This window comes from Saccharothrix variisporea, from assembly GCF_003634995.1.
Classification (GTDB): domain Bacteria; phylum Actinomycetota; class Actinomycetes; order Mycobacteriales; family Pseudonocardiaceae; genus Actinosynnema; species Actinosynnema variisporeum.
Genome location: NZ_RBXR01000001.1, coordinates 701,252 through 718,377 on the forward strand (window position 1 = coordinate 701,252; position 17,126 = coordinate 718,377).

At 73.3% G+C, this 17,126-nt stretch carries 10 protein-coding genes and 1 riboswitch; of the genes, 6 read left to right on the forward strand and 4 right to left on the reverse strand.

Features of this window, described 5'->3' with window-relative positions:
* The first annotated feature begins 305 nt into the window (after positions 1 to 305).
* A complete protein-coding gene (locus DFJ66_RS43295) occupies positions 306 to 6,914 on the forward strand; it encodes a type I polyketide synthase (RefSeq protein ID WP_211350958.1) in 6,609 nt (2,202 codons plus the stop codon).
* 85 nt (positions 6,915 to 6,999) lie between these two features.
* Here DFJ66_RS43295 and DFJ66_RS03230 read toward each other — a convergent pair whose 3' ends face one another.
* From DFJ66_RS03230 to DFJ66_RS03240, 3 genes are all read right to left on the reverse strand, one after another.
* Positions 7,000 to 8,193: a S8 family peptidase gene (locus DFJ66_RS03230; RefSeq protein ID WP_121217763.1), complete on the reverse strand. Its 1,194-nt coding sequence runs from the start codon at positions 8,191 to 8,193 to the stop codon at positions 7,000 to 7,002.
* 115 nt (positions 8,194 to 8,308) lie between these two features.
* Complete coding sequence (locus DFJ66_RS03235; RefSeq protein ID WP_121217765.1) at positions 8,309 to 9,259, reverse strand: DMT family transporter; 951 nt, start codon at positions 9,257 to 9,259, stop codon at positions 8,309 to 8,311.
* A gap of 72 nt (positions 9,260 to 9,331) precedes the next feature.
* On the reverse strand, positions 9,332 to 10,597 hold the full coding sequence (locus DFJ66_RS03240) for a cytochrome P450 (RefSeq protein ID WP_121217767.1): 1,266 nt from the start codon (positions 10,595 to 10,597) through the stop codon (positions 9,332 to 9,334).
* A 102-nt stretch (positions 10,598 to 10,699) separates the two neighbouring features.
* Positions 10,700 to 10,812, forward strand: a riboswitch (cobalamin riboswitch).
* 77 nt (positions 10,813 to 10,889) lie between these two features.
* Here DFJ66_RS03240 and DFJ66_RS03245 point away from each other — a divergent pair.
* The 5 genes from DFJ66_RS03245 (at position 10,890) to DFJ66_RS03265 (ending at position 16,404) form a co-directional block, all read left to right on the forward strand.
* A complete protein-coding gene (locus DFJ66_RS03245) occupies positions 10,890 to 12,131 on the forward strand; it encodes a prenyltransferase/squalene oxidase repeat-containing protein (protein WP_121217769.1) in 1,242 nt (413 codons plus the stop codon).
* On the forward strand, positions 12,128 to 12,946 hold the full coding sequence (locus tag DFJ66_RS03250) for a hypothetical protein (RefSeq protein WP_121217771.1): 819 nt from the start codon (positions 12,128 to 12,130) through the stop codon (positions 12,944 to 12,946). The genes DFJ66_RS03245 and DFJ66_RS03250 overlap by 4 nt, the downstream gene beginning before the upstream one ends.
* Positions 12,947 to 13,010: 64 nt before the next feature.
* Complete coding sequence (locus DFJ66_RS03255) at positions 13,011 to 14,048, forward strand: CbiQ family ECF transporter T component (RefSeq protein ID WP_121217774.1); 1,038 nt, start codon at positions 13,011 to 13,013, stop codon at positions 14,046 to 14,048.
* A complete protein-coding gene (locus DFJ66_RS03260; protein WP_121217776.1) occupies positions 14,045 to 15,640 on the forward strand; it encodes an ABC transporter ATP-binding protein in 1,596 nt (531 codons plus the stop codon). The genes DFJ66_RS03255 and DFJ66_RS03260 overlap by 4 nt, the downstream gene beginning before the upstream one ends.
* Positions 15,637 to 16,404, forward strand: a complete 768-nt coding sequence (locus DFJ66_RS03265) for an ECF transporter S component (RefSeq protein WP_121230590.1) — start codon at positions 15,637 to 15,639, stop codon at positions 16,402 to 16,404. The genes DFJ66_RS03260 and DFJ66_RS03265 overlap by 4 nt, the downstream gene beginning before the upstream one ends.
* Here DFJ66_RS03265 and DFJ66_RS03270 read toward each other — a convergent pair.
* Positions 16,390 to 17,061, reverse strand: coding sequence for a hypothetical protein (locus DFJ66_RS03270; protein WP_121217778.1), 672 nt, complete (start codon positions 17,059 to 17,061; stop codon positions 16,390 to 16,392). The two genes, DFJ66_RS03265 and DFJ66_RS03270, sit on opposite strands and share 15 nt — an antisense overlap.
* Positions 17,062 to 17,126: the final 65 nt, after the last annotated feature.

Here is a 17,126-nt window from a genome sequence, read left to right on the forward strand (position 1 = left end):
GCTCCAACCCTTTCCGCAGGGAGTGATAATTTCGGGAATCGCTTTTGTGCGGTGCACACAAAACTGTTTCGAGGTGATTTCCGCCACGTTCGGGTTCGAGAAGCTACGCGGCGCCCGGTGGGACTGTCAACACTTTCCCGAATGGGTGGCCGGGTGACCCGAACGGCCTATTGTTGGATCGGGGGCGAGCAGGTCACCCTTCCCTTCGCTCGGCGTGGAACACCGATTCGAGGTGTTTCATCGTTTTTGGGGAAAAACGCCGGGGGAAGTTGTCGCCTTGTCGCACACCGCACTGGAGGTGTCCCGTGAGCGCGTCCGCCGAAACGGAACTGCGCGGCTGGCTGGTGCGCGCGGTCGCCGAGGTCACCGGTGCGGCGGTGGAGGAGGTCGACGTCGACCAACCGCTCGCCGAGCTGGGCCTGTCGTCACGCGACGCGGTCGTCCTGGCCGGCACCTTGGGCGACCACCTGCACCACCCGGTCGCACCCACGGTGCTGTGGCAACACCCGACCATCACCCGCCTCGCCCGCCACCTGACGACCGCTGGGGCGGGTTTGACGAGCGACACGGGACCGGTGGGCGGCGGCGAGGCAGGACCGGCGGGCGGGGGCGGCGCGGCAGGACCGGCGGGCGGCGGCGCGGCGGGACCGGCAGGTGGCGGCGAGGCACGGCCAGCTGGCGGCGGCGCGGCAGGACCAGCGGGCGGCGGCGCGGCAGGACCAGCTGGCGGCGGCGCGGCAGGACCAGCGGGCGGCGGCGCGGCAGGACCGGCGGGCGGCGGCGAGGCAGGACCGGCGGGCGGGGGCGGTTCGGCGGATTTCGGGACGTTCCGCGCGGGGGCCACCGATTCCTCGCGCGGGCGGCCCGCCTGGAGTGTCGGTGCCCCGTGGGACGATGGAGACGGGGGCCGGAGGCCGGCCCCCGAACCGATCGCCGTGGTCGGCGTCGGTTGCCGGCTGCCCGGCGGCGTCACCGACCCCGAAGAGCTCTGGCGGTTCCTCCGCGCCGGCGGCGACGGGATCGGGCCGGTGCCGGCCGACCGGTGGGTCGGGCTTCCCCCGGGCGTGCCGCGCTGGGGCGGGTTCCTGGCCGACATCAGGGGTTTCGACGCCGAGTTCTTCGGCATCTCGCCCCGCGAGGCGGCGGCGATCGACCCCCAGCAGCGGCTCGTGCTCGAAGTCTCGTGGGAGGCGCTGCAGCACGCGGGCATCGCGCCCGCCTCGCTGCGCGGCAGCCGGACCGGGGTGTTCGTCGGCATCTCGACCGGCGAGTACGGGGCGGCGCAGGCCGTCGACCCGCGTCGGGTCGAACCGTGGACGGCGACCGGGAGCGCGTTGAGCGTCGCGGCCAACCGGGTGTCCTACCTGCTCGACCTGCGGGGACCCAGCGCCGCGGTCGACACGGCGTGTTCGTCGTCGCTGGTCGCGGTCCACCACGCCGTGCGCAGCCTGCGGTCGGGCGAGACCGACGCCGCCGTCGTCGCCGGGGTGAACGTCCTGCTCGGCGGCGCGGTCACGGCGGCCTTCGCGCGGGCCGGGCTGTTGGCGGCGGACGGGCGGTGCAAGCCGTTCTCCGCGTCGGCGGACGGGATCGCGCGGGCCGAGGGGTGCGCGGCGGTGGTGCTCAAGCGGGTGTCGGACGCGCGGCGGGACGGGGATCGGGTGCTCGCGGTGATCCGGGCCAGCGCCGTGAACTCCGACGGGCGGTCCAACGGCCTGATGGCGCCCAACCCGGCGGCGCAGGCGGCGTTGTTGCGGGAGGTGTACGCCGAGGCCGGCGTGGACCCGGCCGCCGTGGACTACGTGGAGGCGCACGGCACCGGCACCCTGCTCGGCGACCCCATCGAGGCCGGCGCGCTGGACGCCGTGCTGGGCGCGGGGCGGGCGGCGGACCGGCCGTTGCTGGTGGGGTCGGCGAAGTCGAACTTCGGGCACACCGAGGCCGCGGCGGGCCTGGTGGGGCTGGTCAAGGCCGTGCTCGCCCTGCACCACGGCGAGTTGCCGCCGACCTTGCACTTCGACGGCCCCAACCCGCACATCGACTTCGCGCGGCTGGCCGTGGTGACCCGGGCGCGGCCGTGGCCCCGTTACGGCGGCCGGATCACGGCGGGGGTGTCGTCGTTCGGGTTCGGCGGGACCAACGCGCACGTGGTGCTGGAGGAGGCGACCAACCCGGCACCACCACCGGTCTGCGGACCGTCCGTCCTGGTCGTGCCGGGAGCGACCGAGGAACGCGTCCGCAGCTACGCCGCGCGGCTGGCCGACTGGATCACCGGTCGTGACCTGCCCGCCGTCGCCACCACCCTCACCCGTCGCCGGGGTGACGAGCCCTTCGCGGCGGTGGTGTCGACCGAGGCGGGGTCGGTTGCTGATCAGCTGCGACAGAACCTACAAGTCGAAAACGTTCGTCGGGGAAACGATCGTTTGGTGTTCGTCTTCTCCGGTTACGGCTCCGGGTGGGCCGGGATGGGCCGGCGGCTGCTGGAGCACGAGCCGGTGTTCGCCGCCGCCGTGGACGAGGTCGATCGGCTGGTGGCGCCGCGGTCGGTGCGCGAGTTGATCAACCGGCTGGCGAAGGGCCTCGGGGACGGGCAGGTCGTGCTGTTCGGCATCCAGGTCGCGCTCGCCCGGCTGTGGGAGTCGCGCGGGGTGCGGGCGTCGGCGGTGGTGGGGCAGTCCGCCGGGGAGGTCGCGGCGGCGGTGGTCAGCGGGGCGCTCAGCCTGGCGGACGCCGCGCGGGTCGTCACCACTCGCGCGCGGCTGCTGGACACCATCGACGGGGACGGCGCGATGGCGGCGGTGGAGTTGGCGCCGGAGGAGGTGGACGACCCGGCGCTGTGCGTGGCCGTCCACGCCGCGCCCCGGCGGTGCACCGTGTCCGGCCCCGAGGACCGGGTGCGGGCGCTGGTCGCGCGCGTCGAAGCGGCGGGTGGTTCGGCGAAGCTGCTGCCGTTGCGGACCAGCGGCCACTCCCCCGCCGTCGAGCCCGTGCTGCCCGAACTCGTCCACGAGCTGAGCGGGATCGAGGGCGCAGAGCCGGGGATCCCCTTCTACGGCACGGTGTTGGCCGATCCGCGGCAGCGACCGCCGTTCACCGCGGCTTACTGGGCGGCCCACCTGCGGCAACCCGTCCGCTTCGCCCAAGCTGTGTCGGCGGCGGTGGAGGACGGGCTCACGACGTTCCTCGAAGTCTCACCGCACCCGGTCGCGCTGCCGGCCATCGCCGAGACCGCGCCGGACGCCGTCCTGGTCGGCACCCTGCGCCGCGACACCGACGACCTGCGCACCGTCCACGACAACCTGCTCGCCCTCCACCTGCACGGCGCGGTCCCGGCCGCCGGCGGCATCACCGACGTCCCCACCGCGCCGTGGCGGCACCGCGAGCACTGGACCACGCCCCCGACCCCGTCGGCGGGCCACCCGCTGCTGGGCGTGCACGTCGAACTCCCCAACGGCGTGCACGCCTGGCAGTCCGACGTCGGCCTGGCCGCCCACCCGTGGCTCGCCGACCACCGCGTGCAGGGCGTCCCGGTGTTCCCGGCGGCCGGTTACGTCGAACTCGCCCTCGCGGCGGCCGACGTCCTCGACGGGCCGCACGAGGTCCGGGACATCGCGTTCGACCGCTTGCTCCCGCTCGCCGAGCACGTCCCGATCACGACGACCCTCACCGGCCGCGCGGTCGAGGTCCACGCCAAGGACGGCGACGAGTGGGTCCGGCACGCCACCGCCACACTCGTTCCGGCACAGAGCCCTGAGCCGTTCGACAGAGTCCACAGTGGACAGAGCGTTGAGCTGTACGAGGTGATGGGCGAGGCGGGCATGGATTACGGCCCCGCCTTCCGCACCGTGCTCGAGGCGCGTGCCGACGACGGTGTGGCCACCTGCCGCATGCGCCCGCCGGACGGCCCCGACCGCGACCTCCACCTCCCGCCGACCCTGCTCGACGGCTGCCTGCACGCGCTGGCCGCCGCCGCGTCCGCCACGGGACTGCCCACGGGCATCGGCGCGATCCGCCTGCACGGCGACCCGCGCCGCGCCCACACGGCCGAGGCGACCACCGCCGGGCGTGCCGTCCGCCTGTTCGACGCGGACGGTGGCCTCCTGCTGGAGGTGCTGGGCGTGCGGGCCAAGCAGCTCACCGGGCTCACCGTGGAGCACCGGTGGGAGCGTGCGGACCTGCCCGAGGGTGAGCACCTGCCTCGGACGTGGCTGGTGGACGACGACGAGATCGCGGCTGCGTTGGTCCGTGCCGGCCACCGGGTGACCGACGACCCGGCCGGGGCGGACGGTGTGGTCTTCGTGCCGCGTTCGTTGGCGGACGACCTGCACCGGTTGGCCGAGGTCCGGACGGGGCGGCTGTGGGTGGTCACGCGGGGTGCGGTGGCGTTCGACGGGGAGGCGGGGGTGCCGGATCAGGCGGCGTTGCGCGGTGCGGTGCGGGTGATGGCGTTCGAGCGGCCGGGGTTGCGGGCGTCCATTGTGGACGTGGACGACCTCGACGTGCTGGCTTGGGAGCTCGCGGCCGACGAGCCGGACGACGAGGTGGCGTGGCGGGGTGGTGCGCGGTACGTGGCCCGGCTGCGGCCGGTGGACCTGCCTGAGGACTTCGCGGTGGAACCCGGGTCATATCTGATCACGGGCGGTCTCGGTGCGCTCGGTCGGGTGACCGCCGGATGGCTGGTGGAGCGGGGTGCGACCCGGGTCGTGCTGTGCGGGCGGTCGGCGCGGGAGGTGCCGGAGCTGTCGGGCGGCGGTGCGAAGGTGCTGGGCGGCGGTGCCGAGGTGGTCGCTGGCGGCGCGGAGGTGCTGGGCGGCGGTGCGGAGGTGCTGGGCGGCGGTGTCGAGGTGGTCGTGGTGGCCGGGGACATCGCCGAGCCGGACACCGCGCGGCGGGCCGTCGAGGCGGCGGTGCGCGGTGGGGAGCGGTTGCGGGGTGTGGTGCATGCGGCGGGTGTGCTGGTGGACGAACCGCTCGACCGGTTGACACCCGGTGGTGTGGCGGCGGTGTTGCGGCCGAAGGTGGAGGGGGCGTTGCGGCTGGCCGAGGCGACCCGGGACCACCGGCCTTGGTGGGTGGTGTTCTCGTCGGCGGCGGGGCTCGTCGGGTCGCCGGGGCAGGCCGCGTACGCCACGGCCAACGCCTGGCTGGACGCGTTCACCGCACGGCTGAGGGCCGAGGGTGTGCGGGCGGCGAGCGTGCAGTACGGGGCGTGGAGCGGGGTCGGGCGGGCTAAGGACGTGCGGAACCCGTTGCTGCGGCCGTTGTCGCCGGCGGAGGGGGTGCGGGCGCTGGAGGCGGTGCTGGCGTCGGGGCGGCGGGCGACCGGGGTGCTGCGGTTCGACCGGGGTGGGGTGGTGGAGCTGTTCCCGGAGCTGGGGCGGCGGCCGTTCTTCTCCGGGTTCCTGGCGGCGGGCGGGTCGGTGGACGGGCGGTCGGTGGCGGCCGGGTCGGCCGAGGGGCGGTTGGCGGCGGTAGTGGCGCGGGTGCTGGGGCACGCCGACGTGGACCCGACCGTGCCGCTGACCTCGCTCGGGTTGGACTCGCTGATGGCGATGCGGCTGCGCAACGCGGTGGAGCACGAGGTGGGGGTGAGCCTGCCGGTTCCGCTCCTGCTCAAAGGGGCCAGCCTGGACGACGTGCGCGGGTGGGCCGGCGAGGGCGGGGGCACGCGCGAGGGCGGGGGCGGCGGCGGCGAGGGCAGGCGCGAGGGCGAGGGCGAGGGCGAGGGCGTGGCCTCCGGCCCCCGACACCATTCTCCCACGGGGGACCGACAAAACCGGGGGTCGGGCGGCGGAGTTGTGGAGCGGCGGGGGTCGGACGGCGGAGCGGCAGGGCCGCAGGGGTCGAGCGGCGGAGTGGTGGGGCCGGAGGGGGCTGGCGGCGGAGGGGTGGGGCCGCGGGATCCGGTGGAGCGGTGGTTGGTGGGGTTGTGTGGGCGGGTTGGGGTGTCGGTTGGCGTGCATGGCGTTGTGCCGGGTGGGGTGCGGGAGGCGTTGCTTGGGCTGATGCGGGAGCGGCTTGGGGAGGTGGGTGCCGGGGTGTTCGACGGTGAGCCCACGGTTGAGCGGCTGGCCGAGCGGGTGCGGGAGGCGTTTGCAGGGAGCGACGGGCCGATCACCAACCTTCGGGAGGGTGGAGCGGGGGTGCCGTTGCACCTGTTTCACCCTGCGGGTGGGCCTACGACGGTGTACCGGCCACTGCTGGAGCTGCTGGACGACCGGCCCGCCTACGGGTACGAGCGGCTGGACTCCGTGGCGGACATCCCCGGCAAGGCGCGGCGGTACGTGGAGTTGGTGCGGTCCGTGCAGCCGGAAGGGCCGTACGTCTTGGGTGGGTGGTCGTTCGGCGGGTGTCTGGCGCACGAAGTTGCCTGTCAGCTGCTCGACGCCGGGGATCAGGTCGAACTGGTGGTGATGATCGACACCGTGCGGCCGTTGCCTGCGCCCGACGTGTCCGGTGCGGAGTTGGTGCGGCATCGGTTCGAGCGGTTTGTGGCGCATGTGCGGGAGACGTACGGGGCCGCGGTGGAGCTGCCGTGGGCGGAACTGGCCGGGATGGATGACGTCGAGCAGGTCGATGCCGTGTTGCGGGCGATGGTCCGAGCCGGAGTGGGGATCAGCGAAGGCGCGTTGCGGCACCAGAGGACGTCGTACCTGGACGCGCGTGCGGCGGAGCGGTTCGAGCCGCGGTACTTCCCGGGGCGGGTGGTGTTCTACCGGGCCGTCGAGCGGGAGACGTTGACGACGGTGTTGGACCCCCGCTACCTGCGCCGCCAGGAGGACGACGACCTCGGCTGGGCGGACGCTTGCGGGGAACTGGAGGTGGTGCCGGTGCCCGGTGACCACCTGTCGATGGTGGACCTGCCGCACGTCGCGGTGCTCGCCGAGCACTTGGCGAAGGTGTTGCCGCAGTAGGGTTCCCCGGCGCGCGGGGTGAGGGCTGGTCCCCCCGCGCGCCGGGGACGATCACAAGCCAGCGACGATCACGAGCGGGCGGCGGTCACAGGCCGGTCGTGTAGAGCAGGCGGTTGACGGTGCCGCCGGTGCCGCCGCCGCTGATCACGTTCGGCGTGGCGTTGGCGTTGAGCCAGTTGTGCACGGTCGCCGAGGACGCGTCACCGTAACGGGACTTGTAGAGCGCGGCGACGCCCGTGACGTGCGGCGTGGCCATCGACGTGCCGCTCTTCGCGCCGCTGCCGCCGGTGTTCAGCGTGGAGATGATCGAGCCGCCGGGGGCGTACAGGTCCACGCACGCGCCCGTGCTGGAGAACGACGACCGGGCGTCGGTGCGCTCCGAGGACGCCACCACCGACGCCGTCTCCACCTTGCGCGGCAGGCGGTCGCAGGAGTTGGTGCCGGTGTTGCCCGCGGAGGTGGCGAGGAAGACGCCGGAGGAGATCATGTTGCGGATCGCGGTCTCCAGGCTGGCGTTGGCCGGGTAGTTCCACGACGTGTTGGCCACGGCCGGCTTCACGGCGTTCGCGGTCACCCAGTTCACCGCCGCGATGGCCGCGGAGGTGGTGGTGCTGCCGGAGCAGTTCATCATCTTCACGCCGTGCAGCCGGACGCCCTTGGCCACGCCGTAGGTGGCCGAGCCGACCGTGCCGGACACGTGGGTGCCGTGGCCGTTGCAGTCGGTGTTGTTGGTGTCGATGGCGTTGTAGTCGAACGTCGCCCGGCCGCCGAAGTCCGGGTGGCTGGGCGTGATGCCGGTGTCGATGATGTAGGCGTGCACGCCGCTGCCGGTGGCGGTGTAGGTGTAGCTGTTGGACAGCGGGAGGTTGCGCTGGTCGATGCGGTCGATGCCCCAGGACGGCGGGTTGGTCTGGGTGGTGTCGAGCACGTCGGTGACGAGCATGTCCTGCTCGATCAGCTGCACGGACGGGTCGCGGCTGAGCTTGCGCAACTGCGCCGGGGTGAGCTTGGCGGCGAACCCGGTGAACGCGGAGTCGTACACGTGGGTCGGTGTCACGCCGGCCGCCGCCGCGACACCGGGACCACGCGTGGAGCGGTCGAGCGTGACGATGTAGCTGTCCTTGATCGGCTGGGCCGTGGCGGAGGCCTCGGCGGTGACGATCCGGGCCTGGTGGGGCTCGGCGGCGGCGACGCCGGTGGCGGCCGCGGCGACGGTCGCGGCGGAGGCGACGGTCGCGGCGGAGGCGAGGACGGCGAGTGTTCTGAAGGCAGGGCGCACTGATCGGCTCCTCGGGTCACCCGTGGACGGGTGCGCTCAGCCGCAGGGTTGGCGGAGCGGACTTTCACTCGTCCGGGGTTCAACTCAAGGAGCCTGATCAGCGTCTCAGCGCAGGTCAACGGCCATCCACTGAATAGCCGCCACCTCGCTCACCCTGGGTGGACATCACAGTCGACCGGTGTGAACCGGACACCTCTTGTGGCCGCTTCGACACCGCCAGCCGGGTCATGGCGACCCCGGCGAGCACGACCGCCATGCCCACGACGATCCGGACCGTCAGCGGCTCGCCGAGCACGATCGCGCCCAGCGCCACGGACACCACCGGCAGCAGGTAGCCGACCGTCGCGGCGGCGGTCGGACCTTCGTCCTCGATGATCCGGTAGTTCAGGACGAAGGTGGCCCCGGTGCCGAAGACGCCCAGCACCACCACCGCCACCACGGCGGTCACGTTCAGGTGGGCCGGCCCCGACGTCGGCAGGGCGAGAGCGCTCCACGCCGTCGCCGCGGTCAGCTGAGCCGCGGAGATCGCCATCGGACCGCCCTTGCCGACCAGGTGGCGGCCCATGTAGAGGAAGGCGATCGCGTAGCTGGCGGCGGCACCGAGCAACGCCAGCGCACCCAGGCTCATCAGGCCGTTCTGCTGCCAGGGCGCGAAGATCAGCACCACCCCGGCGAAGCCCAGGGCCAGCCCGCCCAGCCGCACCGGCCGTAGGTCGCGGTCCAGGCCCAGCGCGAACCCGATCACCAGCGACCACAGCGGGGTCGTCGCGTTGATCACGCCCGCCACGCCCGAGTCCACGCTCTGCTGCCCGATCGCGAACAGCGCGAACGGCACCGCGTTGCAGAACAGCGCGGCCACGGCGAGGTGGCCCCACGTGCGCGGGTCGCGCGGCAGCCGCTGACCGCTCACCCGGGCCAGCACCAGCAGCACCGCCGCGCCCAGGGCGCAGCGGATCACGGTGAGCTGGACGGGCGCCAGGCCGGTGAGGGCCAGTTCGATCCACAGGAAGCACGACCCCCACAACAGGGCCAGAGCACCCGTCCGCACCACCGCTCGACTCGTCATGCCCCTCACGCTGCCCGATGGAACCCATCAGGAAAAGTGAAGGCTTCTTGAGCCGCTTTAAGCGCTACTTCACTATCGCGTGTGGACCCACAGGGCTTCCACCCCGTGCACGATCGACGCCGTCCGGAACGCCGGACGCTCCTCGGCCATCCGCAGGTTCGGGAACCGTCGCAGCAGCGCCGGATACGCGGCCCGCAGCTCCATCCGCGCCAGCTCCGCGCCCACGCAGCGGTGCGCGCCGTAGCCGAACGCCAGGTGCTGCGACACCTTGCGCGCCGAGTCGAAGTCCAGCTTCTCCAGACCCTCGCGGTTGGCGGCGCTGAGCGACACCACCACGACGTCACCTTCCTGGATCGGCGTGTCCGCGATCACCATGTCGTGCTTGGCGAACCGGGGGAACGCCACCTGCACCACGGTCAGGTGCCGTAGCAGCTCCTCCACCACCGGACCCACCGCCGCGTCGTCGTCGCGCATCCGCGCCCGCGCCTCCGGGTCGCTCATCAGCACGATCGCACCGAGCGCCAGCATGCTCGCGGTGGTGTCGAAGCCGCCGGTGAGCACGCCGTCGGCGAGCCCGGCCAGCTCCTCGTCGCTGACCTCGTCGCCGTGCTCGCGGATGATCATGCCGATCAGCCCGTCGCCCGGGTTCTTCCGCTCGCGCCGGACGATCTGCTCCATGTACTTGAGCGACTCGGAGATCGCCCCGAGCGCCTGCGTCGCACCTCCGAACAGGTCGAACCGCGCCGCCGCCAGCTCCTGGAACCGCGCCCGGTCCTCGTAGGGCACGCCCAGCAGCTCGCAGATCGTCAGCGACGGGATCGGCAGCGCGAACTCCTGCACGAGGTCCACCGGCCCCCCGGCCGCCTCCATCGCGTCCAGCCGCTCGGTCACGATCTCGTCGATGCGCGGCACCAGCCGCGCCAGCCGCCGCATCGTGAACTCGGGCGTGAGCAGCTTGCGCAGCCGCGTGTGGTCCGGCGGGTCGGCGAACCCGAGACCGCCGGGCGTCTGCTCGATCCGCCCCACCGCCGCACCCAGCCGCGCGTAGTCGTTGCTGAACGCGTCTGTGTCGGAAAGCACTTTCTTGGCCTCGTCCTGACCCGTGACCAACCACACCCGGACGCCGAACGGCACCGGGAGGCGGTGGACCGGGCCGGACTGGCGCATCCGCTCCAACTCGGGCACGGGCACCACCCCGTCGCGCTTCAACGGCACCAGCGCCCGGTCCGGGAGCAGCGACAACGCGCGCGAACCGATCCTCCCCATGACCCACCGCGTGATCGAACGCCGTGCGACCCACGCCACCAGGCCGTCGCGCACCGACGCCAGAGTCGCCATCCCACACCCCTCTTCCCCAGGATTGATCGAACGACGGTAACCGTTGCAGCGAGTGAGGAGCATCGCGCTACAGGCGGATTGACACGCCATGTCGTGTGACAGACGATCTGCAATCGCGCATGTGCGGGGGAAGCCGGTCGAAATCCGGCGCTGACCCGCAACGGTAGGTCCGCTCCCGGACGAGCCCGAACGCCCGCCTGCGCCGCAACGCTCCAGACACCGTCGAGGTCAGCGGATCGGAGCCCGGGGGGAAGGCTGTCCGGGGTCCACCCACGCCCGGAAAGGCCCCACCATGTCGATCGGACGGACCGCCACCGCCGTCGCCGCCGTCGCGCTGTCGGTGCTCGTGGCCACCCCCGCCGCAGCGCAACCCACCACCACCTCCGCCGCGGAAGCCGGTGCCGGGTGGCTGGCCCGCCAGTTGGTGGACGGCGAGCGGTTCGAGGTCGACTACGGCGGCAAGCTCTACCCCGACCACGGCGGCACGATCGACGCCGTCCTGGCCTTCGCCGCCGCCGGCGTCGCCGAGGACAACGCGCTCAAGGCCACCGCGTGGCTGGCCGAGCCCGAGGTGCTGCCCGGCTACATCGGCGACCCCAAGGACTCCGCCTACGCCGGCTCCTACGCCAAGCTCGCGCTCACCGCGCAGGTCCGGGGCGAGGACCCGACCGCGTTCGGCGGGGTGGACCTGATCGCGGGCCTCGAGTCGCTGATGGGCGCGTCCGGTCGGTTCTCCGACAAGTCGCCCTACCCCGGCGACTACAGCAACGGCTTCAGCCAGTCCTTCGCCGTCCTGGCGCTGGAGCGGCACGGCACCGCGCCGAAGGCCGCCGTGGACTACCTGGCCGGCACCGCGTGCCCGACCGGCGGGTTCCCGCTGGACCTGGAGCAGGCCACGTGCGTGGCGCAGGTCGACGCGACCGCGATGGCCGTCCAGGCGCTGATCGCCGCCGGCCGCACGGCCGAGGCGGATGACGCCGTCGAGTGGCTGGTCGAGCAGCAGCAGGCCGATGGCGGGTTCATCGACGTGCTGCAGAAGGGCGAGGCGGGCACCACCACCAACGCCAACACCACCGGCCTGGCCGCGCAGGCGCTGCGCGTCGCGGGTTCGACGGCCGCCGCCGACAAGGCGGTGGGTTACCTGAAGTCGCTCCAGGTCGGCTGCGGCGCCGAGCAGGCGGGCGCCATCGCCTACGACGCCAAGGGCTTCTCCCCCGCCAACGCCACCCGCGCCACCTCGCAGGCCGTGCTGGGCCTGGTGGGCACCGGGTTCGCGACGCTGTCGTCCTCCGGCGCGAAGGCCGCCGCGCCCGTCCTGGACTGCCCCGCGACGACGACCACCGTTGCCACGCCGACCACGTCCGAGGAGCCGGCCGCCGGTCCGCAGGCCCAGCAGCCGGAGGTGCTGGCGCGCACCGGCGTGCCCGTCGCTCCCGCGCTGTGGCTGGGGACGCTGCTGGTCCTGGCGGGTGCGCTGGCCCTGGTGCTGGGCCGTCGCCGGTACGCCCCGCAGGCCGCTTCGGCGCGCCGATGAGGCTGCTCGCACCCCTGGTCGCCCTGGGGATGGTGCTGCTGGGCGCTCCGGTTGCGGCGTCGGCGGCGTCGGAGTGCTCCGGCGTGACCGTGGTCGTGGACTTCGGGTCCTTGGGCGGCGGTGTGCGGACCGGGTGCGCCGGTGGTGATCCGGGCAGCGGGTTGGCGGCGCTGGGTGGGGCCGGGTTCGCGTTCGACCTGGCCAGCCGGCAGCCCGGGTTCGTGTGCCGGATCAACGGGGCACCGGCGAGCGACCCGTGCGTGAACGCCGCGCCCAACACGGCTTACTGGTCGTACTGGCACGGCACCCCCGGCGGGTCGTGGAGCTACAGCAGCGCCGGCGCGTCCGGGTACGACCCCGCGCCGGGCAGTGTCGAGGGGTGGGCGTTCGGCGCGGGCGGCCAACCCGGCATCGCCCCACCCGCGCCGGCCCCGCAGCCCCAGCCGCAGCCGCAACCCCAGCCGCCGGTCCAGCCCGCGCCGAACCAGCCCGCTCCCGGCCGGCCTGCGCCGAGCCAGCCCGCATCGGGCCAGACCGGTCAGCCCGCACCGAGTGGCACCGCGTCCGAGCAGCCCGCGCCGAGCCAGACCGGGTCGAGCGCGTCGGCGACCGGGTCGTCCGCCACTTCGCCGCCGGCCTCCCCGTCCGAGTCGGCTCCGGCCTCGACTTCGGTGGTGCCGACCGCCGGGTCGCGTGAGGACCGTGGCGTGCCGGTCGGGTTGATCGTCGGCTTGGCGGTCATGGTCGCGCTGGGCGCGGCCGGGTGGTGGATCGCCCGGCGGCGGGCCGAGTCGTCCGGCGGTGCAGGTTCGTGAGCGGGGCAGGTTCGTGAGCGAGGCAGGTTCGTGAGCGAGGCCGGTTCGTGAACGGTGTCGGTTCGTGAGTCGGGCGGTGCACCCGGGCGCGTGGTGGTTGTGGGCGTTGGGGTTGGCGGCGGTGGCCAGTCGCGCGACCAACCCCGTCGTGCTCGGGCTGGTCATCGCGGTCGCGGGGTTCGTCGCGGTCACCTGCCGCCAGGACACGCCGTGGGCCGACTCCTACGGCGTGTTCTTCAAGTTCGGGTTGGCCGTGCTCGGCATCCGGGTGCTGTTCCACGTCGTCCTGGGCGGGGTGGACGGGCCGACCGTGCTGCTCGACCTGCCCGAGGTGCCGCTGCCGGACTGGGCGCGCGGGATCCGGCTCGGCGGACCGCTGACCGCCGAAGGGCTGGTGTTCGCGCTGTGCCAGGGACTCCAGCTGGCGACCCTGCTGTGCTGCGTCGGCGCGGCCAACGCGCTCGCCAACGCCAAGCGGCTGCTGCGGTCGCTGCCCGCCGCGCTCTACGAGGTCAGCGTGGCCGTCGTGGTGGCCATGACGGTCGCGCCCCAGCTCGTGGCCGGCGCCCGGTCGGTGCGGCGGGCGCGGGCGTTGCGCGGTGACGTCGTGCGCGGGGTGCGGGCGGTGAAACTGCTGCTGGTGCCGGTGCTGGAGGACGCGTTCGAGCGCTCGCTGGTGCTGGCGGCGGCCATGGACTCGCGCGGCTACGGCCGCAACGCCGGCCTGCCGACCCGCACCCGCGTGCTGACCGGGTTCCTGGTGCTGGGCGGGTTGCTCGGGCTGTGCATCGGCGCGTACGCGTTGCTGGACACCGGCACGTTCGGCGTCTGGATGTTGGCGGCGGGCGTGGTGCTGTCGGCGGCCGGGTTGTGGACCGGGTCGCGGCGCGTGCGGCGCAGCCGGTACCGGCCCGACACGTGGGGGCTGAGGGAGGCGGTGGTCGTGGCGTCCGGGCTGGTCGCGGCGGTGATGGCGTTCCTCGGTCCGGACCTGGTGATGCCGACGGTCCCGCTGACCGCGCCGGACCTGCCGCTGCTGCCCGCGCTGGGCCTGCTGTGCGCGCTCGCGCCCGTGCTGATCGCCGATCGGAAGAGGACATGATCCGGTTCGAGGACGTCTCCGTCACCTACCCCGGCGCCGACCGCCCGGTGCTGTCCGGGGTGGACCTGGAGGTGCCGGAGGGCGAGCTGTGCCTGGTCGTCGGCCGGACCGGGGCGGGCAAGTCGACGCTGCTGCGCGCGGTCAACGGGCTGGTCCCCCACTTCACCGGCGGCGTGCTCGACGGCCGGGTCCTGGTCGACGGCCGCGACACCCGCACCCACCCGCCGCGCGAGCTGGCCGACGTGGTGGGCCTGGTCGGGCAGGACCCGCAGGCCGGGTTCGTCACCGACTCGGTCGAGGAGGAGCTGGCGTACTCGATGGAGTCGCTGGGCCTGCCCAACCCGGTGATGCGCAAGCGCGTCGAGGAGACCCTGGACCTGCTGGGCTTGGCCGACCTGCGCCACCGGCCGCTGGCCACGCTGTCCGGCGGCCAGCAGCAACGGGTCGCCGTGGGGGCCGCGCTCACCGCCCACCCGCGCGTGCTGGTGCTGGACGAACCGACGTCCGCGCTGGACCCGGGCGCGGCGGAGGACGTGCTGGCCGCCCTGCACCGGCTGGTGCACGACCTGGGCATGACCGTCTTGATCGCCGAGCACCGGCTGGAACGCGTGGCCCAGTACGCCGACCGCGTGGTGTGGCTGTCCTCGGACGGGGTGGTCGCCGGCGACCCGGGTCCGGTGCTGGCCTCCGCGCCTGTCGCGCCGCCCGTGGTGAGGTTGGGGCAGTTGGCCGGGTGGGAGCCCGTGCCCGTGTCCATCCGGGACGCCCGGCGGCGGGCGGGGTCGCTGCGGTCGTCGTTGGGTGCCGCGCCGGTTGTCGTGCGGTCGGTGGGTGACCTGGTGCTGCGGGCGTCGGACGTCCGGGTGCGGTACGGGTCCGTCGAGGCCGTGCGGGGCGTGTCGCTGGAGGTCGGCGCGGGCGAACGGGTGGCGTTGATGGGGCGCAACGGGTCGGGCAAGTCGAGCTTGCTGTGGGCGTTGCAGGGGACGGGGAAGCGGTCCGGGGGTGCGGTGTCGGTCGACGGTGTCGACCCGGCCGGGATCAAGCCCGGACCCCGGCGGGCGGCGGTCGGGTTGGTGCCGCAGCAGCCCGGTGACCTGCTGTACCTGCACAGCGTCGGCGAGGAGTGCCGGCAGGCCGACCGCGAGTCGTCGCGCCCCGCCGGGACGTGCCGGGCGTTGCTGGACCGGTTGGCCCCCGGCGTCCCCGATGACCGGCACCCGCGGGACCTGTCCGAGGGGCAGCGGCTGGCGTTGGCGCTCGCCGTGGCGTTGACCCCGTCGCCTCGGGTGGTGTTGCTGGACGAGCCGACGCGCGGCCTGGACTACCCGGCCAAGACGCGCCTGGCGGCGGGGTTGGCATCGCTGGCGGACGAGGGGCACGCGGTGGTGCTGGCCACCCACGACGTCGAGTTCGTCGCCGAGTACGCGACCCGGGTGGTGGTGCTCGCGGACGGCGAGGTGGTCGCCGACGGGCCGACCGGCGAGGTGGTCACGGCGTCGCCGACGTTCTCGCCGCAGGTGGCGAAGGTGTTGGCACCGGAGCCTTGGCTGACGGTGGACCAGGTGGCGCGGGCGTGGGTGGGGCGATGAGCGTTGCTGTCCGGCCGCGGGCGGCCCTGGCGTTGGCCGGGTCGGGGGTCGTGGGGGTGGCCGCGTTCTGCTGGCCGTTGTTCGTGTCCCCCGGTGCGGGGTATGCGGGGACGCCGTGGCTGTTCGCGCTGGTGCTGCCGGTCGTGTTGGGCGTGGCGCTGGCCGAGGTCAGTTCCGGCGGGATGGACGCCAAGGCCGTCGCGATGCTGGGCGTGCTGTCGGCGCTGGGGGCGGCGATCCGGCCGTTGGGGGCGGGGACGGCAGGGATCGAGACCGTGTTCTTCCTGCTGGTGCTGGGTGGACGCGTGTTCGGGCCCGGGTTCGGGTTCGTTCTGGGAAACACGATGTTGTTCGCTTCGGCGTTGTTGACCGGCGGGATCGGGCCTTGGCTGCCGTACCAGATGCTGGCGTCGTCTTGGGTGGCTTTGGGGGCCGGGCTGTTGCCTGTCGTGCGTGGACGGGCTGAGGTGGCGTTGCTCGCCGGGTACAGCGCTGTGGCGTCCCTGGTGTACGGGTTGTTGTTGAACCTGTCGTTCTGGCCGTTCGCGTTGAGTGCGGAGAGCACGAGCTTGTCCTATGTGCCGGGTGGGGCATTGGGGGACAACCTGGTGCGGTTGGTCGGGTTCAGCGTGGCCACGTCGTTGGGGTGGGATGTCGGGCGTGCGGTGACGACAGTGGTCCTGGTGGTCGTCACCGGCCCGGTGCTCCTGCGAACGTTGCGCCGGGCCGCGCGAAAGGCTTCTTTCGGCTCAGGGCTTGGGTAGGTAGGCGGCGACCTCGGCCAGGGCGTCCAGCACCTCGGGGTCGAGGTAGCCGGTGGCGGTTTCGGCTTCGGCGGTGGTGATGATGTTGCCGTTGCGGTCGGAGCCGTAGTTGTGGCCTTCGAAGTGGATGTCGGCCATGTCGAGCACGGTGCCACCCAGAGGGGCGATGTCGCCGGTGCCGTGCTTGTCCATCAGGGTCTTGAAGCTGCCGGCATCTCGTGACCGGCTGAAGCCGGTCCACACGACCGAGATGACCGCCATGTTCCCGGAGTCGTCCTCGACTGCGAGCAGGATCTTTTCCATCGACGTGCAGCGGTGCTGGAGGAAGTACTCGCGCACCTCGCCGAAGGAGGACAACACGCATTCCGCCTGCTGTTTGGGTGAACGTCGGCGTTCCCTCATCTTGAACCGCCGCCACGCGGAGTCGGTGTCACCCCGCTTGGCGTCCCGCCGGCCCTCGGACTTGCGCACCGACACGCTCTGCCCGCTCGCCGTGCTGCCGGTGACCTCGCCGATCGTGCTGATACCGGCACCGCCGCTCACCGCCCCGAGCGCGACCACCCCGGCGAGTACGACCGCACCCGCGTTACCGCGCTTCTTGAAGATCGGGATGCGCTTGCCATCCCTCGTGATCCATCCGTCCGGCTCGTCTGCCATTGGTCTGTCCCCCCTCGGTCAAGGGGACAGATGTACCAACGTCCGGGCGGCGGTTCTCCCTAAAA